General features: G+C 58.8%; 21 protein-coding genes. 15 read left to right on the top strand and 6 right to left on the bottom strand.

The genetic code is table 11. The features are described 5' to 3' along the window. Positions 1–143: 143 nt before the first annotated feature. The 5 genes from mprF (at position 144) to QE453_RS20930 (ending at position 9086) form a co-directional block, all read left to right on the top strand. A complete protein-coding gene (gene mprF, locus QE453_RS20910; protein ID WP_244455421.1) occupies positions 144–2744 on the top strand; it encodes a bifunctional lysylphosphatidylglycerol flippase/synthetase MprF in 2601 nt (866 codons plus the stop codon). An 11-nt stretch (positions 2745–2755) separates the two neighbouring features. Beyond that, on the top strand, positions 2756–4126 hold the full coding sequence (locus QE453_RS20915) for a virulence factor (protein WP_113380800.1): 1371 nt from the start codon (positions 2756–2758) through the stop codon (positions 4124–4126). A gap of 224 nt (positions 4127–4350) precedes the next feature. Next, positions 4351–5682 (top strand): telomere resolvase, encoded by a 1332-nt coding sequence (locus tag QE453_RS20920; RefSeq protein WP_309777901.1) that lies wholly within the window; start codon positions 4351–4353, stop codon positions 5680–5682. Positions 5683–6014: 332 nt separating this feature from the next. Further along, on the top strand, positions 6015–8408 hold the full coding sequence (locus tag QE453_RS20925; protein ID WP_309777903.1) for a DUF1217 domain-containing protein: 2394 nt from the start codon (positions 6015–6017) through the stop codon (positions 8406–8408). Positions 8409–8696: 288 nt separating this feature from the next. Continuing rightward, positions 8697–9086: a hypothetical protein gene (locus QE453_RS20930; RefSeq protein WP_309777905.1), complete on the top strand. Its 390-nt coding sequence runs from the start codon at positions 8697–8699 to the stop codon at positions 9084–9086. A 97-nt stretch (positions 9087–9183) separates the two neighbouring features. On the opposite strand, the gene QE453_RS20935 is transcribed toward QE453_RS20930, so the two are convergent. The 4 genes from QE453_RS20935 to QE453_RS20950 form a co-directional block, all read right to left on the bottom strand. Continuing rightward, on the bottom strand, positions 9184–9804 hold the full coding sequence (locus tag QE453_RS20935; RefSeq protein ID WP_045532270.1) for an outer membrane protein: 621 nt from the start codon (positions 9802–9804) through the stop codon (positions 9184–9186). Between the two features lie 257 nt (positions 9805–10061). Beyond that, positions 10062–11453 carry a sensor histidine kinase gene (locus QE453_RS20940; protein WP_404977902.1) on the bottom strand — a complete coding sequence of 464 codons (1392 nt, stop codon included), beginning with the start codon at positions 11451–11453 and terminating at the stop codon, positions 10062–10064. A 35-nt stretch (positions 11454–11488) separates the two neighbouring features. Continuing rightward, positions 11489–12163, bottom strand: a complete 675-nt coding sequence (locus QE453_RS20945) for a response regulator transcription factor (protein WP_037091920.1) — start codon at positions 12161–12163, stop codon at positions 11489–11491. 195 nt (positions 12164–12358) lie between these two features. Continuing rightward, the gene (locus QE453_RS20950) at positions 12359–12997 is read right to left on the bottom strand and encodes a TetR/AcrR family transcriptional regulator (RefSeq protein ID WP_006698730.1); all 639 of its coding nucleotides are present in this window, start codon (positions 12995–12997) and stop codon (positions 12359–12361) included. A 142-nt stretch (positions 12998–13139) separates the two neighbouring features. On the opposite strand from QE453_RS20950, the gene QE453_RS20955 reads away from it, so the two are divergent. The 9 genes from QE453_RS20955 (at position 13140) to QE453_RS20995 (ending at position 24781) form a co-directional block, all read left to right on the top strand. Beyond that, positions 13140–15176, top strand: coding sequence for an NADH:flavin oxidoreductase (locus QE453_RS20955; protein WP_309777909.1), 2037 nt, complete (start codon positions 13140–13142; stop codon positions 15174–15176). 418 nt (positions 15177–15594) lie between these two features. Continuing rightward, on the top strand, positions 15595–17472 hold the full coding sequence (locus QE453_RS20960) for a TRAP transporter large permease subunit (RefSeq protein ID WP_004443556.1): 1878 nt from the start codon (positions 15595–15597) through the stop codon (positions 17470–17472). Between the two features lie 65 nt (positions 17473–17537). Next, positions 17538–18548, top strand: coding sequence for a TRAP transporter substrate-binding protein (locus QE453_RS20965; RefSeq protein WP_004443559.1), 1011 nt, complete (start codon positions 17538–17540; stop codon positions 18546–18548). A gap of 75 nt (positions 18549–18623) precedes the next feature. Beyond that, positions 18624–19427, top strand: coding sequence for a glucose 1-dehydrogenase (locus tag QE453_RS20970; protein ID WP_309777911.1), 804 nt, complete (start codon positions 18624–18626; stop codon positions 19425–19427). Position 19428: 1 nt separating this feature from the next. Continuing rightward, a complete protein-coding gene (locus QE453_RS20975) occupies positions 19429–20286 on the top strand; it encodes an IclR family transcriptional regulator (protein WP_004443561.1) in 858 nt (285 codons plus the stop codon). Then, positions 20283–21452, top strand: coding sequence for an acetyl-CoA acetyltransferase (locus QE453_RS20980; protein ID WP_004443563.1), 1170 nt, complete (start codon positions 20283–20285; stop codon positions 21450–21452). Before QE453_RS20975 ends, QE453_RS20980 begins: the two co-directional genes overlap by 4 nt. Next, a complete protein-coding gene (locus QE453_RS20985; protein ID WP_107340752.1) occupies positions 21449–23089 on the top strand; it encodes an acyl-CoA synthetase in 1641 nt (546 codons plus the stop codon). The genes QE453_RS20980 and QE453_RS20985 overlap by 4 nt, the downstream gene beginning before the upstream one ends. A 31-nt stretch (positions 23090–23120) precedes the next feature. Next, the gene (locus QE453_RS20990) at positions 23121–23900 is read left to right on the top strand and encodes an SDR family NAD(P)-dependent oxidoreductase (protein ID WP_022556877.1); all 780 of its coding nucleotides are present in this window, start codon (positions 23121–23123) and stop codon (positions 23898–23900) included. Next, a complete protein-coding gene (locus QE453_RS20995) occupies positions 23897–24781 on the top strand; it encodes a DUF296 domain-containing protein (protein WP_309777915.1) in 885 nt (294 codons plus the stop codon). Before QE453_RS20990 ends, QE453_RS20995 begins: the two co-directional genes overlap by 4 nt. Positions 24782–24831: 50 nt before the next feature. Here QE453_RS20995 and QE453_RS21000 read toward each other — a convergent pair whose 3' ends face one another. Both QE453_RS21000 and QE453_RS21005 read right to left on the bottom strand, forming a co-directional pair. Continuing rightward, on the bottom strand, positions 24832–25239 hold the full coding sequence (locus QE453_RS21000) for a PPC domain-containing DNA-binding protein (RefSeq protein ID WP_004443574.1): 408 nt from the start codon (positions 25237–25239) through the stop codon (positions 24832–24834). Continuing rightward, entirely contained in the window at positions 25226–25792 is a 567-nt protein-coding gene (locus QE453_RS21005) for a hypothetical protein (RefSeq protein WP_004443577.1), read from the bottom strand. The genes QE453_RS21000 and QE453_RS21005 overlap by 14 nt, the downstream gene beginning before the upstream one ends. A gap of 161 nt (positions 25793–25953) precedes the next feature. On the opposite strand from QE453_RS21005, the gene QE453_RS21010 reads away from it, so the two are divergent. After that, positions 25954–26445, top strand: coding sequence for an Lrp/AsnC family transcriptional regulator (locus QE453_RS21010; RefSeq protein WP_042936218.1), 492 nt, complete (start codon positions 25954–25956; stop codon positions 26443–26445). The last annotated feature ends 187 nt before the right edge of the window (positions 26446–26632 follow it).

The raw sequence follows: 26632 nt of genomic DNA on the forward strand, positions 1-26632 counted from the left end.
AATTGGCAAAATCATCCGGAAACCCGTCCAAACTTCACATCGACACGTCACGCATTTCTGCTAAGCAAATTTCCGCAACTGAAACGAATTAGCGACACAATCCTGTGGTTCGCCAACCGACGGGACGGCGCTGGAAAAGATAAATGGCAGACAAGAGCGAAATTACAGAGACCGATATTGCCGACTCCGCGGTTGAAAGCTTTTTTGCCAGGAACCGTGCCTACCTGACGGCCGCGGCCATAACGCTCATCTTCGTGATGATGACGTTTGCAATTTATCGTCTCACCTCGGAAGTAAGATACGACGATGTGATTGCGGCCCTTCTCGACACGTCTTTCTCCTCGGTTCTTCTTGCTATCCTCTTTACCGCGCTGAGCTTCCTGTCACTGATTTTTTATGATGCCAATGCCATCGAATATGTCGGCAAGAAAGTGCGGTTTCCGTCAATGGCGGTCACGGCCTTCGCGGCCTATGCCATCGGCAACACCGCTGGCTTCGGGCCGCTGAGCGGCGGCGCCATCCGCTTCCGCGCCTATTCCCGGCTGGGGCTTTCCCCGGGAGACATCGCACGGGTCATCGCCTTCGTCACGCTGTCGTTCGGCCTTGGGCTTTTGTCGGTGAGCGCGCTTTCAACCTTCATCGTCGCGCCCCGCATCGCCGCAATCATCGGTTTCGACCCGCTCGTGCTGAGAGGCGCGGCGCTCGCCGTCATCGCCATTCTCGTGGCCACGGCCTATATCGGGCGCAATGGCAGGGCGATACGCCTCGGCAAATGGCGGCTGCGCCTTCCAGACAGCCGTACGTCTTCGCGGCAGTTCCTGGTGTCTGCATTCGACATCGCCGCTTCGGCTTCCGTTCTTTACGTGCTCTTGCCGGAAACGCATCTCGGCTGGCCGACCTTCTTCGCGATCTATGCCACGGCCGTGGGGCTTGGCGTTCTCAGCCACGTGCCCGCCGGCCTCGGGGTCTTCGAAACCGTGATGGTTGCCGGTCTCGGCAATGCGATCAGCGTTGATCAGCTGCTCGGAAGCCTCGTTCTCTATCGCGTCATTTACCACGTGCTGCCGCTGGTGGTCGCCATTCTGGTGATGATCGTTTCGGAAATGAAGCAGTTTGCGGCAAAGCCCGTTGTATCCGATATCAGCCAGCTTGCCGTGCGGCTGGCGCCACCGCTGCTCTCCACATTCGCGATCATTCTCGGCACCATGCTGATTTTCTCGAGCGTGACACCGACGCCGGGCAGCAACCTGGATTTCCTCTCGAACTTCGTCCCGTTGCCTATCATCGAGGCCGCTCACTTTCTGACCAGCATTCTCGGCCTTGGCCTCGTCGTCGCCTCCCGTGGCTTGGGGCAGAGACTGGATGGCGCATGGTGGATCGCCCTCGTTGCGGCATCTCTGGCGCTCATTCTCTCGCTTCTCAAGGCGATCGCGGTTTTCGAAGCGATCTTTCTCGGCTTGTTCATCGTCGCGCTCGCCGCCAACATGCGCAGCTTCAACCGTCACGCCTCTCTGGTCAAACAGGCGCTCGGGCCAAGCTGGCTCGCGGCCATGGCCGTCATCGTCGCCGGCGCGGCCACCATCCTTCTCTTCGTCTATCGCGATACCGATTACAGCCATACGCTCTGGTGGCAGTTCGAATTCTCCGAGGAAGCGCCACGCGGACTGCGCGCCCTTTTAGGCCTCGTGCTTGCCTCCTCCACCATCGCCATCTTCAGCCTCATGAGGCCGGTAGCCTTCCGCCCGGATGCCATCAAGGCCGAAGATATCGCAAGTGCTACAGACATTGTCATGAAGCAGGATGCGGCCGATGCCAATCTGGTGCGCATGGGCGACAAGCACGTGATGTTTTCCGAAAGCGGCAATGCCTTCATCATGTACGGCATTCAGGGCCGCTCATGGATCGCGTTTGCCGATCCGGTCGGCGATGAAGATGATTTCCCTGACCTCGTGTGGCAATTCGTCGAAGGAGCCCGTGCCGCTGGCGCACGTGCCGCCTTCTATCAGATTTCGCCCTTCCTGCTGTCCCATTGCGCCGACGCGGGTCTGCGCGCCTTCAAGCTGGGCGAACTGGCCCTGGTCGATCTCACCGCATTCGAACTCAAAGGTGGCAAGCTTGCCAATCTTCGCCAGTCGCTGAGCCGCGGCGCGCGCGACGGGCTGACCTTCGAGGTCATCGAAAAGACCCAGGTGCAGGATGTTCTGGAAGAGCTGAAACAGGTTTCCGACGGCTGGCTCGCCCACCATAACACCCGCGAAAAACGCTTTTCGCTCGGTGCTTTCGAGCCGGACTACATTCTGTCGCAACCCGTTGCCGTGCTGCGCAAGGATGGAAAGATCACCGCCTTCGCCAATCTGATGGTGACGGATACGAAAAAGGAAGCCACCGTCGATCTCATGCGCTTTTCGCCGGATGCGCCGCGCGGCTCGATGGACTTTCTCTTCGTCAGCATCATGCAATATCTGCGCGAGGCCGGTTACGAGAGCTTCAATCTCGGCATGGCGCCCATGTCCGGCATGTCTAAACGCGACGCGGCGCCCGTCTGGGACCGCATCGGCAGCACACTGTTCGAACACGGTGAACGATTCTACAACTTCAAGGGGCTTCGCGCCTTCAAGGCCAAGTTCCACCCGAAATGGGAACCGCGTTACCTTGCCGTGCAGAACGGTGCAGATGCCGCTCTGGCGCTGATGGATGCGACGGTTCTGATCAGCGGCGGTGTCAGAGGAGTGATCGGAAAATGAGAAGATTCAGCATGCTCAAAGCAGTTCTGGCCGCCTCCGCCCTGTTTGCATCCCCCTTGTTCGTTTCTGGCGCCGTTTTTGCTGAGGACAAGCCCGCATACGAAACCGGCATGATCCCCGCCGGGCACATCATGGTGCCTGATGGCGACATCCTCGCCAGCGTCTTCCTGATTTCCGATGCGGACGGATGGTCGGCGGCCGATGAGACCCGTGCCAAGGCGCTGGTGGAAAAGGGCGCCGCCGTGGTCGGCATCGACTTCAAGGAATATCTGAAGGCGCTCGAGGCCGACGATGACGAGTGCATCTATATGATCTCGGACATCGAGTCACTCTCGCAGCAGATCCAGCGCACCGCCGGCACCAGCAGCTATCGCCAGCCCATCCTTTCCGGCATCGGCAAGGGCGGAACGCTGGCGCTGGCGATGATTGCGCAGAGCCCTGTCTCCACCGTGCGGGAGGCCATCGCCGTGGACCCCAAGGCCGGCCTGCCTCTCGAGAAGATCCTCTGTACCCCCGCCACCAAGGATAAAGTGGATGGCGAAACCGTTTATGGTCTGACCGACGGTCCCCTTCCTGCCCCCGTCAGCGTGCTGTTCACCTCTGCTGCGGATCAGAAGGGCCGCGACCACGTCAACGCGCTTGTCAAGCTGCATCCCGATATCGACGTGACGGATGTGGATGACAAGGCGGACGAGGTTCTGACCCAGACCCTCTCCGACCAGGTCGACGCCGCAGGCGACACCGACAGTCCGCTCGGCCTGCCGATCAAGGTTCTGGAAACCAGCCCTGTCATGGATACCATGGCGGTGATCTATTCCGGCGACGGCGGCTGGCGCGATCTTGACGAGGAAGTGGGCGGCGCCTTCCAGAAGGAAGGCATACCCGTCATCGGCGTCGATTCACTCCGCTATTTCTGGAAGGAAAAGAAACCACAGGAGGTCGCAAGCGATCTCGGCCGCATCATCGATACCTATCGCAAGGAATGGAAAGTCCGCAATGTGGTATTGATCGGCTATTCCTTCGGTGCCGATATTATCCCCGCCACCTATAATCTGCTGCCCGACCGCGACAAATCGCATGTCGTGCAGCTGACCCTGATGGGTCTTTCCACCGAAGTGGATTTCGAAATTTCCGTCGAAGGCTGGCTTGGCGTGGCCGGCGAAGGCAAGGGCGGCAAAACGGTGGATGACATCGCGAAGATCGATCCGAAGCTGGTGCAATGCATATATGGCACGGAAGAAGAAGACGAAGACCCCTGCCCCGGCCTGAAAGCCAAGGGCGTGGAGGCGGTCGGCATCGAGGGCGGCCACCACTTTGACGAGGATTATGAGGGGTTGGCCAAGCGTATCGTGACATCGCTGAAGACCCGGCTGTCGAAATAACGGCGTCTCACTCACCACCTTGACCCGGGCTACGACAGGAGCCCTCGACAATCCTTGGCGGCGAATGGGCCGCCGACGCTTTTCCGCATCGCGCTTGCGGAATCGCCTAAACTATTATTCAAAAGAACCGGACTGCAGTGGATGTTGATCTATTTCTGCAACCCTGCTGCTGTTGATCGCAAACCATCGATTTATATATCCGGACCGGTTCAGGGAGCCGCCGCATGCTTTCCTCAAAACGAAAAACAAAAACGCCGGTCCTGGTGGAACGCATCGACCACTTTGTCGCACAGGTCAAAGAGGCGATGAAAAACGACGACGCCTCGCGCAACAGAAAGATCCGCGATCTGTGGGACGCCGAGGTCCGCTACCATTTCGACAATGGGCGCACCGAAAAGACTCTCGAACTTTACATCATGAAGTACCGTAACGCCTTGAAGGTCGAATTCGGTCCCAAGAGCACGCCGCTTGCCATTTGCAACATGAAAAAACTGCGCGAGCGGCTGAAAACCTACATCGAACGTGCCGACTATCCGAAAACGGGCGTAGCAACCTCGATCGTCGAGAAAATCGAACGCGCGGAATTTAATACAGCCGGCCGCAAACCCACCGTTCTTCTACGCATCGCGGATTTCATTTCTGCGATGAACGGCATGGGCACGAAAGAAGAGATGCAGACCCTGTGGAATGCTGAAATCAGCACCATGAAGGGCAGAGCCCAGACAACGATCATCTCCTACATCACCAAATATCGCAACGCCATCCGCGAGGCGTTTGGCGACGATCACCCGATGCTGAAAATCGCCACCGGCGACGCTGCGATGTATGACGATGCGCGACGGGTGAAGATGGAGAAGATCGCCAGAAAGCACGGCGCGCTGATCACCTTCGAGAATTACCGCCAGGTTCTGAAGATCTGTGCCGACAAACTCCTGTCAGCCGATCCCCTGATGATCGGCATCGGCCTGATCGGCATGACCGGACGCCGACCCTACGAAGTCTTTACCCAGGCGGAATTTTCGCCTGCTCCCTATGGCAAGGGCATTTCCAAATGGAGCGTCCTGTTCAACGGCCAGGCCAAGACAAAACAGGGCGAGGGAACGAAATACGGTGTGACCTATGAGATCCCGGTGCTTGCGCGCTCGGAAACCATTCTTGCCGCCTACAAGCGCCTGCGCGAAAGCGGGCAGGGAAAATTGTGGCATGGCATGTCGATCGATGATTTTTCATCGGAGACGCGCCTGCTGCTCAGGGACACGGTTTTTAACCTGTTCGAAGATCTCTGGCCGAAGGAGGAGCTTCCCAAGCCCTATGGTCTTCGGCATCTCTATGCGGAGGTGGCTTATCATAATTTCGCACCTCCCCACGTGACCAAGAACAGCTATTTCGCCGCCATTCTCGGGCATAACAACAACGATCTCGAAACCTCCCTCTCCTATATGACCTACACGCTGCCGGAAGATCGAGACGATGCGCTTGCACGGGCAAAGCGCACGAACGAGCGGGCATTGCAGCAAATGGCCGCCATTGCGCCGGTTTCCCGCAGCAATCCATAGCGCAGCCGCACCTGCCTTGCGGCCAAGCACGCCATGGATAATCCGACGCGCAGGACTGTCCCCGCGGAGATTTCGACATGCCGTTGCGCCCCGATCCGGGCGCGCGCTCCTGTGCCCCTGCTTTGGATAAACCGCCGATTTTTCTACCCCTTCCAGCGACGATGTATTGTACCGACACCGCTGCGAACAAAAGAACTAAATGAATCAATATTTTATAAATTAAACACTAAAGAATTATATGAAGTATAAATTAAATAAATACAGCCACACACAAGTTATATCCGAAACAATATTGACAGTTTTCACGAATGAATATTGTCCGGAGGCTTGGGGTGCTGCCCGCATATACAACTTACACCCTCTATAATCGCGACCTGGCATCGTCACTGAAACGCGTCGCAAACGATCCGATCGTATCGCGCGACGCCAAATATTACGCCGACAATATTGGCAAGATCAAAAATCTCGATGAGTTTCTGAAGGACCACAGGCTATATTCCTACGCCATGAAGGCCTATGGCCTGGGCGAGATGACCTACGCCGCCGCCTTCATGAAGAAGGTGCTGGAAAGCAATCTCAACGACCCGAACAGTTTCGCCAACAAGCTGAAGGACACCCGCTACCGCGACTTCGCGGCGGCGTTTGATTTCGGCACTATCAAATCGGAAAAAACGGTTCAAACGCAAACCCAGCAGGACCGGCTGGTTGCCGCCTATCACGATGCACACAAACAACGAGACGACGAACTGAAGGAGGAAACGCGGTACTACAACATCGTCATCGACACGGTCGGCCATGTGGATGACATCTTCAAAAACACGCGGTTACGGGATTATGTTTTCAAATCCTTCGGCATCGACGCCGAAGCCTTCAACTACAAACATCTGCGGGATGTTCTGACCAGCGATATCAGCAGCGCCGACAGTTACGTCAACAGAACCTACAAACCTCTGGTCGAAGAATGGCAGGCAAAGACCGCCGATCTGCGCATCGAACGCGCAAAAGTCCCCTCCGCCGATAAGGCGTCGCTGGCCAAAATCGATTATCTGCTCGGCCAGTACAACAAGCGCATCGCCAATGCACACAAGCTCTTCGAAATGGCGGCAGCGTTTAATTTCCGCGATGACGGTTTCGTGGATGACGGCACGAAAGCGCAGACGGCAACCCAGAAGCGGCTGATCAACGAAACCTATGTTTTATCGTATCCTCGCCTGACGCAGACCGGCGCAGTTCTCAATCGCGACTTCTTCGCGCAAAAGATGAACGAGATTACCGATGCCGGACAACTCATATCCAATTCCCGTCTTAGAACGATGTTGATCGTCGCCTTCAACCTCAGGGACGACACCGATACCGACAAGAAAATCCAGTGGGCGCTTCGCGAAAATCCCGACGATCCGCAAAGCGCGCTTCACGCCGAAAAGGACAAAGGCTTCATCGATCTTGCGAGAGCGTTCAATTTCGACGGGGAAGGCAAGATCGCTGCCGGAAAGACGATCCAGACCGCCGCCCAGCTCAGTACGATGATGACACTTTATTTTAGCCGCTACGACGACGCACAGGAGGCGGCGGACCAAAAGACGATCAAGGACTACAGACGCTATATCGGCCTGACGAAAAACCTGGAGGACTTCCTCTCCGCTGCACCGGCAGCCGTTACCATTCGCAATTTCGCGCTGAAGGCATTCAACATCAGCCCCGAAGAGGTTTCCACGTTCAAGTTGAAGAAGGTCTTCACCAGTGCCCTGTCGGACCCGAAAAGTTATGTCCGCAACCTCAAAGACGAAAGGTTCGTTCGACTGGCGAAAGCCTATAATTTTGATGCCGAAGGCAGGATCGGCTCGCCACGGCTGGCCCAGGCCGAAAACGAGATTACCCGCATCTCCCGGAACTACGTTCTCGAAATGACCCGATGGAACACGGCCTCGAAGAGCAGGGAGACGACAGGCAAGCAGGATGAGGAACTCGCCGCCTATCGCCAGAAAAACAGCAAAGACAAGATAAAGGAAAAGGCAAAGACGGAGGCCGCCTATTACCGCCAGCAGATGGAGACGTTGGAAACCGTTGATCAGTTGCTTGCCGACCGCCGTCTGGTGGATTTCATGCTTGTTGCGGAACGCATCGACCCCAAATCGGTCAGCACCGATTATCTGAAAAAGATCTTCAAATCCGACCTCAAGGACCCGAAAAGCTTCGCAAACGCCGAAAAGGATCCCCGCTTTCGCGCGCTTGCCGGTTCCTTCAACTTCGACACCAAGGGGAATATTCGCGCGACAGCCAGCCAGCATGTCCAGAACAACCGCGGCCTGATGGAAACGCGTGACAAATACGTTCGGCAGACGCTGGAGGAAAGGGCGGGAGAAGAAAACGCCGGTGTTCGTCTTGCTCTCTATTTCAAGCGGATGGCCGGCGGCATTTCCAATGCCTACGACATACTGGCTGACAATGCGCTTTCGGAATTCACCCGCACCGCCCTTGGAATTCCTGCGGAAACCGCAAATTCCAAGGTCGAGATGCAGGCAAAGATGATCGAAAAGAAACTGAAGATGAGGGACCTGCAGGAAGCCGGCAAGGTCGACAAGCTGATTGACCGCTTTTTGCTGAGGTATGAAATGAACAATTCGCCTTCCGATCCCCGTCTCGACTTGTTCGGCAATGGCAAAATGTCCATCAGCGGCAATACGCTGGCAACCCTCGCCCAGCTTCGGAACGCCCGCAGCCGCTAACTCGTCTGCCTGAAAAGGCTGGCTGGCTCTCGGATGGAAGCTGATACTGGCTCCGGTGGCCAGTGTCAGGGCGGTCAATCCCGCCCGTAGCCCTGGTGCTGTAGAGCAGTATCATCACAGTCAACAACAGCCTGTCAGCGCACCAAAGCCGAGATTCCGTTCACGTGCGCCCCGCTGAAGCACGGGCCCGTCGAGACGACCGTCCATCGCGCCGTCTGCTAGTGTAATGTACCTGCAATGACCTGTTCCTATCCCTGCTGAAATTCACCGCAGCTGAAAGGAATTCCCATGTCCGACAGGTCATCACTTGCAGTCCCGCCAGCAATCACCCTCGTCGCCGCCACATCGCTCTTGCTCACAGCCTGCGCATCAACCGTGATGAAAACTTATATCGGCGCACCCATTACCAGCGTGATGCTGGACTATGGGCCGCCTGACAATGTCTATAGCCTCGGCCCCGGCCAGCAGGCCTATCAGTGGCGCAAGAACAAGACGCAGGTTGTGGCCGGATCATCAAGCGGCGAGGTCCGCTCGACGCGGCATGGCGAGCGTTACGAAGTGTCCGAAACGCCTGGTTATGTCGAGCGCATCGATTGCTACTACACTTTCTACACCCGCAGTTCCGGTAACGACTGGTATGTAACGAGCTTCCGGCAACCCTCACTCGAATGCGAATGAACCTCTTACGGCCCCCTCGCCGTTCGAGCCATTTCCCCTTACCGCCGCTTCGACCCGAAAGCGGCGGTCTTATGCTTCTGTGGCACATGTCAGCGGATCAGAAACGATAGTTCAGGCCCGCCTTGACGACGTGATCGCTGACATCCGTCTTCGATCTGCCGCTGGAGGTCGTCGTCGATACATTTCCCGTGTTCACGTAGTTATATTCAAACTTGGCCGACAGGCCGCCGCCGAAACTCTGTTCGACACCCGCTCCCACGAGATAGCCCCGCTTCCAGTCATCCGGTCCGGTAACGCCGTTTCCATCCTTGAATTTCGTCGTGGTCAGACCTGCGGTGCCGTAAAGAAGGGTACGATCAAGCGCCACACCGGCCTTCAGCTTGGCGGCGCCACGAAAACGCTCTCTCAGGCGGCCATTCGGCACCCGCGCCTCGTTGCCGAGATACGAGCCCTCCAGCTCCGCCCCGACGACACCGGAGCCGAACTGGAAATTGTAACCGGCCTGTACGCCACCCGTCAGACCACGGCCACTGGCCAGAGGATTGACTTTTGGTGAGGCGACGCCGCCATGTGCGCCGATATAAGCCCCATCCCAGGAAAAGGCTGGCGGACTGGTATAATCGAATTGCTGCGCATTGTAGTTGGCAAGATCAGCGGAATAGGCGCTCGGTGCCGCCATAATACTGATGGCAACAAGCGATTTTGCAATGAACGACATCAATGACTCCAGACGAAACCAGGGGCGTCTCAATCTGAGGCGCCAGGGTTTCCGTTCGCGTTGAAGAACCGGAAACCGGCTCCCATGGTCTCCTGTGCGAATGAGCGCAGCAGATACGGGCATTTTCCGCGCGAGAATTGCGCCTGGATTACACGCGGCTGTTTTATTTAAATATAATTGTTATTTTTCATGTGATTATACTTATTTCTTTAATCTTATTTTAAGAATTTCAGGAGTCCGGACTTCCCGGAGGCGATTCATGGCCCCGCACCGCTCCCTGGCGTGACGGAGCGGATCTCCAGCCGAACGCAGAAGCCGGGATCAAGGTCGAGGAACAGCACCCTGCCCCCATGCAACTCAGCTGCTTTCTGCACGAGATTGAGGCCAAGGCCGGCACCGGAGGAGCTGGTGTTGATGCGATGGAACGGTTCGAACACCTGCTCGCGTTCGTCAACGGGTATGCCCGGACCTTCATCGCAGACATCTATGGTTCCTGCTGCACCCACCCGGACGACAATGGCGGCCCTGCCGCCGCCGTGATCGATGGCATTGCGGATGAGGTTGACGACCGCCATCTCAATGATCGACGTCTGGACCGTCAGCAGGGCTTCTTTTTCGCTCGGCTCGAAATCGAACTCGTAACCGGCATCCATCGCAATCGGGGCAAGATCGGTCGCGATGCGTTCGACGAGAACATTCAAATCCTGCTCTTCCGCAGGCAGGTCTACCGCGCCCACCGCCTGCATTTCGAGAAGCTGGTGTGCGACGCGGGTAAGCCGGTCGATATCCGCCCGCAGCTGGCGGCTCAGCGTGTCATCGGGAAGAAGATCGGCGCGGACGCGCACGATCGCAATCGGCGTCCTCAGTTCATGGGCGGCGTCGGCCAGGAAGCGGTTGCGGCGATTATAGCCCTCGTCCAGTTTCGAGAGGGCAACATTGAAGGCATCCACCAGCGGAATGATTTCACTCGGCACCTTCGAGCGAGCGATACGGGCGGACCGGTTCTCGAAATTGATCGACTGCGCTTGGGTGACCGTTTCCATGAGGCCACTCAGTGAACGGCCGACCGCACGTGGGGTCACCAGCAATGTCGCAATACCCGTCAGCAGCAACATGGGCACCACGGCCACAAGAATGATGAACCCAATTCCCGGCAGCACGGTCAACCAGCGAATGGCACCATCCGCATCCTTTTCCAGATCCAGCTGTATGTTGATCCAGATATTCACGCCATCATTCGCGAGACCTTTTTCCGTCCCGGCAATGAACTGCAGCCGTCCGGCGGGCGTATCGCGGTTCTCCATCGTGGCCCGGACTGTTTCCCCAGCCTCCAGACGCGCCCTTTCGATGCCCAAAGGAAATGCCCCCGTCACGATGGAAGTGGGGATATCTCCATATCGAAGGACGATTCCTTCCGCGTCCCGCACCATGAACCAGAGATTGCGATAGCGCTGTTTCAGCGCCTCCAGATCGGGTGTAGCCGACACCTGTGTCCGCCCCTGCCCATCCTTTGTCACGCTTTCCGCAATGATGCGCACAGCCTCTTCATTGGCGCCTTCCAGCCTTGGATCGATGATCCAGATCCAGCCAACGAGAAGAACGACGAAGAGAACGAGCAAGAAAGCCTGCAGGACGAGAAGGCGCTTCATCAGCCCCCATCGCAGGGATTGGTTGTGCTGCGAACTCATGACTTTGCCCGAATGAGATAACCGATATTGCGTACGGCTCTAATCTCCACCGTGGCTTCCGCCTGCGCCAGCTTCTTCCTGATACGGGAGATGTGGGCATCGAGCGCATTGGACTCGATCTCGTCGTCGAGCGTATAAACCGCCTCGATCAGGTTGGACCGCGTCACGATACGGTTCGGGCGCCGCATCAGGGCTTCGAGCGCCAGATATTCCCGACGCCGCAACTCGAGGATGGAGCCGGCAACGCTGACTTCATTGCTTCTTTGATCAATGCTCAGATTTCCGAAAATCGCATATCTGTCGGAAATGGAAGGGCCGCGCCTGTGAAGGGCCCTGAGGCGGGCGAGCAGTTCCTCTATCGCAAAAGGCTTGGCGAGATAGTCATCCGCGCCGGCATCCAGCCCGTCAACGCGGTGATCGACACTTCCAAGCGCCGTCAGGACAAGGATCGGTACGGAATGTTTGCTGCGGCGAAGCGCCGATACAAGGTTCAGCCCCTCACCATCGGGCAGGCGGCGATCCAGGACAAGCACATCGTAGGAGCCGTCACGCGCAAGGACATCCGCATCGCTGATGGTACTGACATGATCGGCAAGCACATCGCGCCGGCGCAAGGCTTCGAGCAGCGCCCGCGCCATTTCGGGTTCGTCCTCGAGAAGCAGGATTCGCAATGACTTTCCCCCAAAGATGAGCTCTTGCCATCCCCACCACTGATTGGTGAATGTTGCAGATAGATTGCAGCCCGGCCGCCCCTTCTTCTTGTACCATCCCAAACGGCGTAATCCGACTGGCATCGAAGGCGTTGGCCGCGTCACTTATCGCTGTCCCGAGGGTTGTCCGCGCCTGTCGAGATCCGCACGCAGGCGTCAGGCCCCGGGGCCTGGTCTGTATCCGTGCCTCGCATAAAAGCGATCAAGCTCCCGTTGTTGCGGCACCTCGCCGGTATAGATGGCGATATAATCCGCAATTCTCTTCATCCGCACTGCCACATCTTCCTCGGCCTGCATGGAAATGTAGCCGATCTGCACGAGATAAGTGGTGCGGGCGCGCACATCCGCAGTATTTTCGGGATGGCCGAAACGGACGAACATGCGCGAAAGCGCCTCCATCCTCACAGCATCCGCCTTGCGAACCTCGGCAAGGATATCATCGGACTGCAGCGCCCAGCTGCGCACCGCGAATTCGAATTTGCTGTCAAAAAGCGAGGGATCCAGCCAGCAATCGAAGACGTTCAGCATCGCCTCGGCCAAGGTTTCCGCGTAGGCCTCCGATTGCCTGAGGATGCTTCCCGTGTTCTTGTCGCGCCAGCGGGACAAAAGCGCCGCCAGCAACTCCTCCCGATCCTTGAAGAACCAGTAAAAGCTGGTGCGCGAGAGATTGAGCTTCTTCGCCAACGGCAAAATCTTGACGGAATCCACCCCCGATTCCAGCAGGGACTCGTAGGCGGCCTCAAGCCAACCCTCCTGCGATCCACGCCAACCGGTTTCGTTTAATGTCGCGTCCATGACAGTTGAGTAGCAAATCAGTCCCTGCGCGACAAGGCGAGGCGTACACTCTTGTCTAACTTATAGACACTGGTGTTTTGTTAATTGACACATATGTACATTTTCTCTTAGCCTCGCACCATAACCCCCTTGGAGCAGGCCCATGTCGAACGATCCCCTTCTTCAACCCTATCAGCTGAAGCACCTGACGCTGCGCAACCGTATCATCGTGACGTCGCATGAGCCCGCTTATCCGGAAGACGGCATGCCGAAAGGGCGATATCGCGCCTATACCGTCGAGCGTGCGAAAGGCGGCGTGGCGTTGACGATGACCGCAGGCTCAGCCGCCGTTTCGAAAGACAGCCCTCCCGTCTTCAACAATTTGCTCGCGTACAAGGATGAAATCGTTCCGTGGATCAGGGAAATGACCGACGCCGTCCACGAGGCGGGGTCGGCAATCATGATCCAGCTCACTCATCTTGGCCGGCGCACCCGGTGGGACAAGGGCGACTGGCTGCCGGTGCTCGCACCTTCACACCAGCGGGAAGCCGCTCATCGCGCCTTTCCGAAGAAAATCGAGGATTGGGATATTGAGCGTGTCATCAAGGATTTCGCCGACGCCGCCGAGCGTATGAAGGCTGGCGGCATGGACGGGGTGGAGCTGGAGGCCTATGGTCATCTCATCGATCAGTTCGTCTCCCCGCTGACCAACGAGCTGGATGGCCCCTATGGTGGCTCGCTCGAAAACCGCATGCGTTTCTGCCTCGACGTTTTCCGGGCGATACGCAGGCGCGTGGGTGAGGACTTCATCCTCGGTGTTCGTTACACCGCCGATGAATGTCTGGAGGGTGGCACCGGAAAGGCAGAAGGCCTCGAAATCTCCAGACTGCTGAAAGAAAGCGGTCTGATCGATTATCTCAACGTCATCAGGGGGCATATCGACACCGATCCCGGCCTGACCGACGTTATCCCGATTCAGGGCATGGCAAGTGCACCGCACCTCGATTTTGCCGGGGAAATCCGTGCAGCGACACGTTTCCCGACCTTCCATGCCGCCAAAATTCAGGACGTTGCCACAGCCCGGCATGCCATCGCCACCGGCAAGGTGGACATGGTCGGCATGACCCGCGCGCACATGACCGATCCGCATATCGTGCGCAAGATCATGGAAAAGCGGGAGGACGATATCCGTCCCTGCGTCGGCGCTAATTACTGTCTCGACCGCATCTATCAGGGCGGCCTTGCCTTCTGCATTCACAATCCGGCAACCGGCCGCGAGGAAACCATGCCGCACGCCATCACCAGGGCTGCGAAAAGCCTGAAGGTGGTTATCGTCGGCGCCGGGCCGGGAGGCCTCGAAGCCGCAAGGGTCTGTGCCGAACGCGGCCATACGGTCGTGGTCTTCGAAGCAGCGAGCCATCCGGGCGGGCAGATTCGCCTCACCGCGCAGAGCGAACGCCGCCGGGAAATGACCGGCATCATCGACTGGCGCATGAGCCAGTGCGAAAAGCTCGGCGTCGTCTTCCACTTCAACAGCTGGGCGGAAGCGGACACGGTTCTCTCGCAAAAACCCGATGTGGTGATCATCGCCACAGGCGGACTGCCGCATACCGAGGTGCTGTCTAAGGGCAACGAACTGGTCGTCTCCGCGTGGGATATTATTTCCGGAGACGTCAGGCCGGGTGCCAATGTTCTCGTCTATGACGACGCGGGAGACCATGCCGGCCTTCAGGCGGCCGAGCTCATCGCCAAGGCTGGCGGCAAGGTGGAAATCATGACACCGGATCGCTCCTTCGCCCCTGAAGTTATGGCCATGAATCTCGTTCCCTATATGCGCTCGCTGCAAAAGCTCGACGCCACATTCACCGTCACTTACCGGCTGGAAGCAGCCGAAAGAAGCGGCAACCAGATCGTCGCCCACGTCGGCAGCGACTATGGCGGCATTTCCAGACAGCGCACCGTCGACCAGATCGTCGTCAATCACGGTACAGTCCCGCTGGATGAACTGTATTTCGAACTCAAGCCCGGCTCGACAAATCTCGGGGAGGTTTCCTATGACGCCCTGCTCGCCGGAGAGGCTCAGACCGTCGCGCGCAATCCGACAGGCACATATCGGTTGTTCCGCATCGGCGATGCCGTCGCGGCGCGCAACACCCATGCGGCGATCTACGACGCCCTGCGCCTCGCAAAGGACATTTGAGGCGCGGGTCGCGTTGCGGCCCGGCCCCAGGGCGCATCGAGGGGATCATTCGATGCCGACGATGTTCACTTTCAGGCAGGATGGCGTCTGTCGCCCGGATCATCGCACAGGCACAAGCTCGAATGGGCCAAAGTAAGATCCACTATATGGACCCATATACACGAGTCTAAAACTGCGTAATTGCGTCCTTTTACTATTGATTTTATCATTCTTCCTGTGTATCCCGAACGTATGATTTTGTAACGGTCCATATCGTGGAGGCGATATACCGATACGCTCAGACTTTTGGAGGGGTCTGGCCGGTCTTGCGATGACAGATATATCCTGATGCCGGCCATGATCGTGGCTGGGGCCCGGACATTCTGCCTTGCTGACCACCATCCATTGCGAAGGTTGTTCTGCGGGAGAGGAGGCCCCAATGACCATGACCGCAAACGCGAATGACGACGTCTTTGTGCTCGACGGCGAGCTACTGCACACGGAGCCGGTAACGGGCTCCTGGTTCATGCGGCCGGTCGAGGCCATGGCAGCCATTCTTTTGGCGCTGATGATCGGCCTGCTTCTGCTCGGCGTGACATCACGTTATGCCTTGCATCTGCCGATTGTCTGGATCGATGAAACGGCGTCGTTGTGCTTCCTGTGGTTTGCCATGCTGGGTGCGGCCATTGCCATCGACCGTAGCGAGCACCTGCGCCTGACGCTGTTCCTCAACATGTTTCCGCAGCGTTTTCTGGGTTACATCAATTCTTTGGCGCTGGTGCTGGTGGCGACATTTCTTGCGGCTATCATCAAGCCCGCAATCGAATACGCCATCGAGGAATGGGTCGTCACATCGGCGGCGCTGAACATTCCCATGACTTTCCGCGCCGCAGCCCTGCCATTCGGCGCCTCCCTGATGTTGCTCCTGGTCATGAACAACCTCTTCCGGAGGGAAAGGCTGCGGGACATCGTCGCCGCTATCGTCACGGTTGCGGTGGCTGCCGGCCTTCTGTTTCTGGCGTCGCCCACACTGGAATCCTTTGGCAATTTTAACCTGGCGATCTTCCTCGGCCTGTTCGTGGCGGTGTTTCTGGCGCTCGGCGTGCCCATTGCCTTCTGTTTCGGCCTTGGAACATTGTCCTATCTGACTTTCACCACCTGGGTTCCGATGATCGTTATGGTCGGGCGCATGGATGAAGGAATGTCGGGCATCATTCTGCTGTCGGTGCCGGTATTCGTGCTGCTGGGCTGCGTCCTTGACGCAACCGGCATGGGCAAGGCGATCGTCGAACTGCTGTCCTCGATGTTCGGCCACATCCGCGCGGGCATGTCCTATGTTCTGCTCGGTTCGCTGTTTCTGGTCTCGGGCATTTCCGGCTCCAAGGTTTCAGATATGGCAACGGTCGCACCTGCGCTGTTTCCGGAAATGAAGCGACGCGGCCACAAGCCCAAGGAAATGATCGCACTGCTGGCCACCGGCGCCGCCATGGCCGATACCGTTCCGCCGTCCATCGTTCTCATCGTCCTCGGTTCGGCAGCGGGCGTATCGATTGCCGGCCTGTTTACCTCCGGCTTCATGATCGCCATGGTGCTGCTTCTGGTGCTGGCGGTATTGGCCCGGTGGAAAGCGCGCAATGAAAACATGGATGGCGCCAGACGCACTCCGTGGCCGCTGGTCGGCAAGGCGGCACTCGTTGCCGCACCCGCTCTGGTTCTGCCTTTCCTTATCCGCAGCCTTGTGGGCGGCGGTGTGGCAACGGCGACCGAAGTATCCACCATTGCAGTGCTCTATGCCATGATTATCGGCGCGGTGCTTTATGGCGGTATCAGCCTGAAAAAACTCTACTCGATGCTGGTGGAGACAGCGGCGCTCTCGGGCGCGATCCTGCTGATCCTCGGCTGCGCCTCCGCCATGGCCTGGGGTTTGACGCAAAGCGGTTTCGCCTTCGAATTGACCGCGATGATAACCGACCTGCCGGGCGGCTGGATGACCTACATGATCGTATCGATCCTGATCTTCATGATCCTCGGCTGCGTGCTGGAAGGACTGCCTGCAATCGTTCTGCTCGCACCGATCATGTTCCCCATTGCCCGCACGCTCGGCATCAACGACATCCATTATTCGATGGTCGTGGTGGTCGCCATGAATATCGGCCTGATGGCGCCGCCCATCGGCATCGGCTTCTACATTGCCTGCAAGATCGGCAACGTCTCGCCCGATGAAGCCATGGGTGCCATCTGGCCCTATCTCGCAGCCATGGTCATCGGCCTGCTGCTGATTGCCGGAATTCCGGGTCTGTCCACAATTCTGCTCTGACACCGTGGCGGGTCCGCCCGCCATGCCGACGAACGACACATGCTTTTATTTGGGAGGAGAAAGCAATGATCATCAACAGACGTACCATGCTCGCGGGCGCCGGTTCTGCCGTTCTTGCCACCGCATTCGTATCGCGCGCACGCGCCGCGGAATTCAGCTACAAATATGCCAATAACCTGCCGGCCGCGCACCCCATGAATGTGCGCGCCAAGGAAGCGGCCGATCGTATCGAGAAAGAAACCGACGGGCGGGTCAATATCAAGATATTCCCCAGCAGCCAGTTGGGGGCCGATACCGACATGCTGAGCCAGGTGCGTTCCGGCGGCGTTGAATTCTTCACGCTCTCGCCGCTGATCCTGTCCACGCTGGTACCAAACGCGTCCATCAGCGGCATCGGCTTTGCCTTCCCGGATTATGATTCCGTATGGGCGGCCATGGACGGCGATCTCGGCAAATATGTACGCGGTGAAATTGCCAAACAGAATCTCGTCGCCATGGATACGATCTGGGACAACGGTTTCCGCCAGATCACCAGCGCCTCGAAACCCATCACCACGCCTGCCGATCTCGAAAGTTTCAAGATCCGCGTGCCGGTGAGCCCTCTCTGGACCTCGATGTTCAAGGCCTTCAAGTCGGCTCCCGCTTCCATCAACTTCGCGGAAGTCTACACCGCGTTGCAGACCGGCGTCGTCGACGGCCAGGAAAACCCTCTGGCCATCATTTCCACCGCGAAGCTCTTCGAAGTGCAGAAGTTCTGCTCGGTTACCAATCACATGTGGGATGGTTTCTGGTTCCTCGCCAACAAGCGCGCGTGGGAGCGGCTGCCGGACGACCTGCGCACCATCGTTGCCAAGAACCTCAATCAGGCCGGCAAGGATGAACGCGCCGACGTGGCGAAGCTCAACGCCTCGGTGAAGGAAGACTTGATCAGCAAGGGCATGGCCTTCAACGATACTGACGCATCGCTCTTCCGTGCAGCCCTCAAGGAAGCCGGATTCTATTCGGAGTGGAAAAGCAAATATGGCGACGAAGCCTGGGCCATTCTCGAAAAGGCCGTTGGCGCCAGCCTGACCTGACGGGTCAGCAAATAATCGGTCCCGCCGCAAGCGGGGCCGATCCGATCACTTCTGGCTGTTTTAATGGAGACTGTTTTGACAGGTCGCCTGACGGGAAAACGCGCGCTTGTATTTGGCGCAGGATCATCGGGGCCGGGCTTTGGCAATGGCAAGGCTGCGGCCGTGCAATTTGCCCGTGAGGGCGCGCGCGTGGCCTGTGTCGACCTCTCCGCCAGCGCGGCTGAAGAAACCGCGCAGATCATCCGCGAAGAAGGTTTTGAGGCAATCGCCGTTGCCGCCGATGTCACGAAGCTGGAATCCGTATCAGCGGCAGTTGCACGAACCTGCGATGCCTTTGAAGGCATCGACATCCTCCATAATAATGTCGGCGTGACGCATATGGGCGGGCCGGTAGAGCTGGATGAGGAGCACTTTCGCGCCTCCGTCGATCTCAACATCGGCTCTGTCTATCGCACCGCCAAGGCTGTTCTGCCGGTGATGCTGAGGCAGGGCGGCGGCGCCATCGTCAATATTTCCTCACTCGCCTCGATCCGCTGGACCGGCTATCCTTATTTCGCCTATTACGCCATGAAGGCCGCGGTCAACCAGGCCACCGTGGCGCTGGCGATGCAATACGCACGGCAAGGTATTCGCGCCAATTGCGTTCTGCCGGGCATGATCGATACGCCGCTGATCTACAAGCAGATCAGCAGCCAGTACGCCTCCGTCGAGGAAATGGTGGCGGCGCGTAATGCCGCGGTGCCGGTTGGACGCATGGGTGATGCCTTCGATATCGCCCGCGCCGCCGTTTTTCTGGCATCCGATGAAGCAAAATTTATCACGGGCATCTGCCTGCCGGTCGACGGCGGCCAAAGTTGCGCAGTGGGGGCGTTTACCTGATATGGCCACGGTGGTTGCGGCGGAAAACGATCTGACAGGGGCACGTGCCGTGGACCGGGCGCTGGCGCTGCTATCCATGGTGGGGCGGCACGCCGAACGCGGTGTGTCGCTTTCCGGCATCGTCGCCGAAAGCGGGTTGAACAAGCCAACGGCCCGCCGCCTGCTGCTGGCGTTGATCCGGGCAGGCCTCGTGGAACAGGACGAGGAGACACGCCGATATTATCTCGGCGAGGAAGCCTACGTGCTGGGCAGCCTGTCATCACGCCGTTTCGGATTGTTGCAGATGGCCCAGGACGGACTGACGCGTATTTCCCGCCGTACCGAGGATTCGAGCTTCCTTTCGGTACGCCGCGATACGTTTTCTCTCTGCCTCTATCGCGAGGAAGGCACCTGGCCCGTGCGCACCCATGCGCTCCAGGCCGGTTTCGAGCACCCGCTGGGTATCGGCGCCGGATCTCTCGCCATGCTGGCCGCCCTGCCCGATGCCGAAGTGGATAGCGTCATTGCCGCCAATAGCGGCCTCATCGCCGCGAATTATCCCGGTATCACGCTCGACGGGCTACGCCGTGATGTCGAATTGACCCGGGCGAACGGCTACTCGCTCAATCCCGGCCTCATCCTTTCCAATTCATGGGGTATCGGTGTCGCAATCCGCACGCCGGATGGAGCGGTGGCGGGAGCGTTGAGCATCGCCGCCGTCGATAGCCGCATGCGGCCGGAGCGTCAGCCAGAACTGGCGGCGCTGCTGCGCGAAGAGGTGACACGTATCGAAACACGCATCGCAGAAATGATGGCCAGCCGTGCACGCACGCGCGGCGACGGCGAACCGAAGCGACAGGCAAGGAGAACGAGCAAATGAGCAAAGCGCAGATCGTCGGCTGGGCGCATTCGCCTTTCGGCAAATCGACCCTTGAAAATACCGAACAGCTGATGGCGTCAGTCGTCGCGCCGGCCATAGACCATGCGGGCATCGACGTTGGCGATATCGACGGCATTTTTGTCGGTGTGATGAACAATGGTTTCTCGAAACAGGATTTTCAGGGCGCCCTGGTGGCAATGGGTGATGAAAGACTGGCCTATACGCCCGCCGTGCGCTTCGAAAATGCCTGCGCGACGGGATCGGCCGCCCTGTACAGCGCGATGGATTTCATCGAGGCGGGGCGGGGCCGCATTGCGCTCGTCGTGGGCGCCGAAAAAATGACGGCGCTTCCCACCGCCGAGGTAGGCGACATTCTGCTCTCTGCTTGCTACCGCGCAGAAGAGGCCAATATCCCCGGCGGTTTTGCCGGCCAGTTCGGTCGCATCGCCCAGGCCTATTTCCAGCGTTATGGCGATCGCTCGGAGGAGCTTGCGATGATCGCCGCCAAGAACCACGCCAACGGCGCGGTCAATCCCTATGCCCATATGCGCAAGGATTTCGGCTTCGAATTCTGCAACACCGTGTCCGATAAGAACCCGTATGTCGCAGGCCCGCTACGCCGTACCGACTGCTCGCTGATTTCCGACGGCGCGGCGGCCATCGTTTTGGCCGACGAAGAAACCGCAGCCAGCCTCCACCGGGCTATCGGCTTTCGGGGCAGAAAACAGATCAATGACATTCTGGCGCTGAGCCGCCGCGACCCGCTGGCCTTCGAGGGCGCCCGCCGCGCATGGGCAGGGTCGCTGGAACTTGCGGGCGCTACGCTCGACGACCTTTCCTTCGTTGAAACGCACGACTGCTTCACCATAGCCGAACTTATCGAATATGAGGCCATGGGGCTTGCAAAACCAGGCGAAGGGCACCGGGTCGTGCACGAAGGCACCGCGCTGAAGACCGGCCGTTTGCCAATCAACCCTTCAGGGGGACTGAAATCGAAAGGCCACCCGGTCGGAGCGACCGGCGTTTCCATGCATGTAATGGCAGCGATGCAGTTGATGGGCGAGGCTGGAGACATGCAGATCCCCGGCGCCTCGCTTGCCGGCGTTTTCAACATGGGCGGCACCGCGGTTGCCAACTATGTTTCGATCATGGAGCGCGTGAAATGAGGACACCTGGCCCCGTGCAGCATCCTCCGGGCGGTGTCACACCATCAACCACGCGGGTGATGAACCTTTCGCATTTTCTGACGCAGGCCGCGCGCCGCAACCCGCATCATATCGGCTTCGTCTGGGGTGAAAAGACCTGGAGCTGGGCGCAAATGGAAGCCCGCGTCGACGCCATGGCGCATGCGCTGGTCAATGAATTCGGTGTCGTCAAGGGTGACCGTATTCTGGTGCAGTCTTCCAACAACAACCAGATGTTCGAATCGATGTTCGCCTGCTTCCGGGTGGGCGCGGTGTGGGTGCCGACCAATTACCGCCAATCGCCAGATGAAGTCGGCTACCTGGCGAAGGCCAGCGGCGCACGCGGCATGATCTGCGCCAGCGCTTTTCCCGAACATGCGAAAGCAAGCCGTGAAGCCGCAGCGATCGATTTCACCATCGCCATCGGTCAGGCGGAATTCGGTGAGGATTATGATGCGATTGTCGCCCGTCATCTGGGTCAGAAGGTCAAGGGCGAGGCGGTGGATCGCGACGATCCCTGCTGGTTCTTCTTCACGTCCGGCACCACCGGGCGCCCCAAGGCGGCGGTGCTGACCCACGGGCAGATGGCCTTTGTCATCACCAACCATCTCTGCGATCTGATGCCCGGCACGGGAACAGGCGACGCATCCATCGTTGTCGCTCCGCTTTCGCACGGCGCGGGCATTCACCAGCTGGTGCAGGTGGCGCACGGGGCAAAGACCGTGCTGCCGGCAGCGGAAAAACTCGATGTCCCCGCCGTTTGGGCGCTGATCGAGAAATGGCGTGTCACCAATGCCTTCACCGTGCCGACCATTCTGAAAATGCTGGTCGAAGACCCGTCCGTGGATCGTTTCGATCATTCCTCGCTGCGCTATGTCATCTATGCCGGCGCGCCGATGTATCGCGCCGACCAGATACGGGCATTGGCAAAGCTCGGTCCGGTGCTGGTGCAATATTTCGGCCTCGGCGAAGTCACCGGTAATATCACCGTGCTTCCCCCTTCTTTTCATAGCGCAGAAGACGGTCCGGAAGCGCGGGTCGGCACCTGCGGGTTCGACCGGACAGGCATGGAGGTGCAGATCCAGAACGACGCAGGCGAAGAGGTGGAGGCGGGAGAAACCGGCGAGATCTGCGTGATCGGTCCCGCCGTCTTCGCCGGTTATTACGACAACCCCGACGCCAATGCCAAAGCCTTCCGCAACGGCTGGTTCCGCACCGGCGATCTCGGCCACCGCGATGAAAACGGCTTCGTTTACATCACCGGGCGCGCCTCCGACATGTATATTTCCGGCGGCTCGAACATCTATCCGCGCGAGATCGAAGAAAAAATTCTCATGCATCCCGATATCAGCGAGACGGCGGTTCTGGGTGTGCCAGATGCGGTGTGGGGCGAAGTGGGCGTGGCGGTCTGCGTGGCGAGAGAAGGCGCTGACATCGCCGGCATCGACCTCAGGGCCTATCTGGAAGGCAAGATGGCCCGTTACAAGCTGCCCAAAACAGTCGTGTTCTGGGATGCCATGCCAAAATCCGCCTATGGCAAGATCACCAAGAAAATGATCCGCGAAGAGCTGGAAAAGCGCGGCCAGATGCCGGTTTTCGAGGAAAAGCGGACAGGCTGACGCGCGCGGCATTCAACCGGGAGGAGAGGGTATGACACAACGGACGGCAGGGACAAAAGGGGCTGTCGCGATCACCGGCGGAGCATCCGGCATCGGTTTTTCCACCGCGCAGCTGCTGATGGCGCGCGGATGGCAACCCTGGCTGCTGGATCTCAAGCGCGAAGCGCTGGACGCGGCCTGCGAGAAGCTCGGTATCGACGCCTCGCGTGGCATCGTGTGCAACGTGGCGGATGAAGCGTCGATAGAGGAGGCATTCGCCGCATTGACGGTGACTGGCGTTGAACAGGCGGTTGATCTGGTGGCCGTCGTCAACAGCGCCGGCATCGGCATCGACAAGCTTTCCGTCGAGACCAGCGTCGAAGAATTTCGCCGCATCGTCGACGTCAATCTCGTCGGCAGCTTCGCGGTGGCTCGCGCGGCGGCGCGTTACTGGCTGGATCGTGAGATTCCCGGCTCCATCGTCAACATCAGCTCGGTTTCCGGCATGTGTGGCAACCGGGGCCGCAGCGCCTATGGTGCCTCGAAAGGCGGCGTCAATCTCCTGACGATGGTGATGGCGAACGAGCTCGGACAATCGGGCATCCGCGTCAATGCAATTGCACCCGGCCCGGTCGATACACCACTGACCCAGGCGGTCCATACCGAGAATGTTCGCGATCAGTGGCATAGCCGTGTTCCCATGCACCGCTATGGCAGAACCGATGAAATCGCCTCTGCCGTGGCGTTTCTGGTGTCGGATGATGCGAGCTACGTCAATGGTCAGGTTCTTGCCGTGGATGGCGGCTTCATCACCGCGGGGCTGGCGGTATGACGCCGATGGCCCAGGCAGCGCTTCCGCGCAGCATCGTCCACCCCGGGCCGGAGACACCCGAGCGCTTTCGCGCCATCGGCTGCCATGTCCATCCTGTCACGTTAACCGTCCGGGCCGGCATGTGCGTCAACGAAGCGATTGCCGCTGCCTTTGCGGAACGGGGTTTCGAAGGTGGCTACATCAGGCTGAAAAACGTGCCGATGAAGCGGCTTGAATACGTTATGCCCGCGGCCGCTCCTGATGCCTCCCATGCAGCCTGGTACAGCGAAACCTTTTCCATGCCTGAGGGCACGATCATCGATGCCGGCCTTCATATGGGACGGCGCGATGGCCAGCCGTTTCTGCACTGCCATGGTTCGTGGAAAAGTTCTCAGGGCGTCGTCTCCATGGGACATCTGCTTCCCTTCGAAGCCGAATTTGCCCAAGAAATACAATTTGAGGCGCTGGCGCTTGACGGAGCGATCCTCGACGCTCGGCAGGATGAGGAAACGAATTTTCCGCTTTTCACACCCATCCCCCGGCCGCGTAGGCATCAGGATGCGGGACTGAGGGCGATTTTATGCACTGTTCGGCCTAACACCGACATCTGCCTCGCCCTCGAAGCGGCCTGCATGGAATTCGGCCTGCCGGAAGCCGATGTCAATGGCATTGGAAGCCTTATTGGCGCGGACTACGACGACGGCACGACCATTACCGCCTACGCCAGCGAAATCCTTATCCGCGCAGGCCATATCAGCTCCGACAGTGAACGCACGGCGCTGGACATTGCGATGGTCGATCTCACCCGCCACATCAGCGGCGGGCGGTTGGTGCGCGGCAAAAACCCCGTTTGCGTCACCTTCGAACTTCTTCTGACGGAGAAACGTGAGGCCGCAGCTTGAGCGGCGCAGGGACGTTTGGCGACACGGCGCCCCTGCTCGTCCCATCTTGTTCACGCCGCTTGCGATTTTTCCGTCGGCAGCCATTCCTCCAGCGTCACCTCGAAAGTCATGCAGACAGGGTTGGCGCCTGCGATGAAGGGGCCGCCGTAAACCGCACCCTCCGTATCGGCCACAACGCCGGTCAGCGCAGCGCGCAACGAGCCATCAGGCTGGGCGCGTACTTCGCCGGCTATCGAAACGATTTCAACGGCGGGGCCGCTTATCTGCAGAAAATCGCCGCTGCGGGTGCCGAGGCACGCATCCACCAGGCTGCCCAGCGCACCGCGCACGAAGGCATTGCGGAAGCCCTCGGCCAGGCACAGTTTCTCGACGCCGAGCACAAGATCTTCATTGGGGGCTATGCGGGCATAGGCCACGCGTCCCATGGAACCGGATTCGACAATATCATGCATGTTCATCGGCGCGCTCCATGCGATTTTTCGGTTGAAGAAGGGGAATATTCGTTTCTGGATCGAAAGACTGTTGCAACAGAAAACTGTCGAGCGAGGTCACAAGCGCGGAAATGCCACCCTCGCCGACAATGCAGGATTCTGTCAGCAAATGACCGCCCCTGACCAAACCCGCCGCCGTTCGCATGGCGGCATGGCAATGCACGATCGGCTCGCCCTTCATGCTGCGCCCGAGCGTGGCGTTGCCGAAGATGAGCCACGCCGCACCGGCGTCAATGGGCTTCGTATAAGCGATGACGGCGTTGCCGGATGGATCAGGCGGAGCAACGCAATAGGACAATCCATCGAAGTGCCCTCCGAGTATGGTCAGGGAGGCGCTTTCAATGCCTTCCCCCGCAAGCGGCTGAACGATGCCGTCGTAAAGGCTGCGCCCCGGCTTGATGAACAGCCGGACATGGCGCGCCGAGGGCGAGCGCAGGCTGTTGATGCGCACAGGCGCGGAAATACCGGGATGGATCAACGTCCTGGGTCTTGGAAAATGCTGCTGCGATATCGGTGCCATGCCCGCTCCTCCCTGCTGCCTGTACCATGCAGTACGGTACTAAAAAACCAGCCGAAGGTGCTTTCGAATGGCGCAGCCAAAGCATCGAAACCAAGACACTTCTTTCGCACGCCGACGGATCGGCGGCAGATTTTTTTGCTGCATGTTTGGGAGAGACCGGCATGACGAAGCCGCTAGACAGGATCGACCGCAAAATACTCCGCGCCCTGCTGGAAAACGGCAGGCTGAGCAATACGGAACTATCCGAGAAGGTGGGACTTTCACCCAGCCCCTGCTGGCAGCGAGTCAAGCGGCTGGAAGAGGAAGGTGTCATCCGCGGCTATACGGCAATTCTCGATCAGGCGCAGCTAGGCTTGACCGAGACGGTAATCATCGAGGTCATGCTGGAGCGTCACGATGATGAGGTTCTGGAACGTTTCGGCGAAGCCATGGCGGCTCTTCCAGAGGTGCTGGAAGCTTATCTGACCACCGGCGAATATGATTATCTCATCAAGGTCGCGGTGGCGGGAACCGCAGGTTACGAGCAATTTCTGCGCCGCAAGCTCTACAAGATCGAGGGCGTGCGCCATTCGCGCTCCTGCTTTGCGCTCAAATGTCTCAAGCACACCTTGTCGGTCGTGCCAGATACCGAGCCTCCGTCTCGTCCGACCTGAAAACACTTGTAGGTCGGACAAGCGCCCGTTGCACCACCCGTGATGCAACGGGCACCTTTTAAGCTCCTGCCCGCGGCCCCGCACCATGGGTAAGCGTCCCTTTCGGTAACAGCTTCATGACGAAACTCGCCACGGACGATTTCTCGTGCAATGCGGATGCAGGGCTGGGATGAAGAAGCTTGCGACG

Origin of the sequence: Agrobacterium sp. SORGH_AS_0440 (genome assembly GCF_031453135.1) — a bacterium.
In the GTDB taxonomy this organism is placed as follows: Bacteria; Pseudomonadota; Alphaproteobacteria; order Rhizobiales; family Rhizobiaceae; genus Agrobacterium; species Agrobacterium pusense.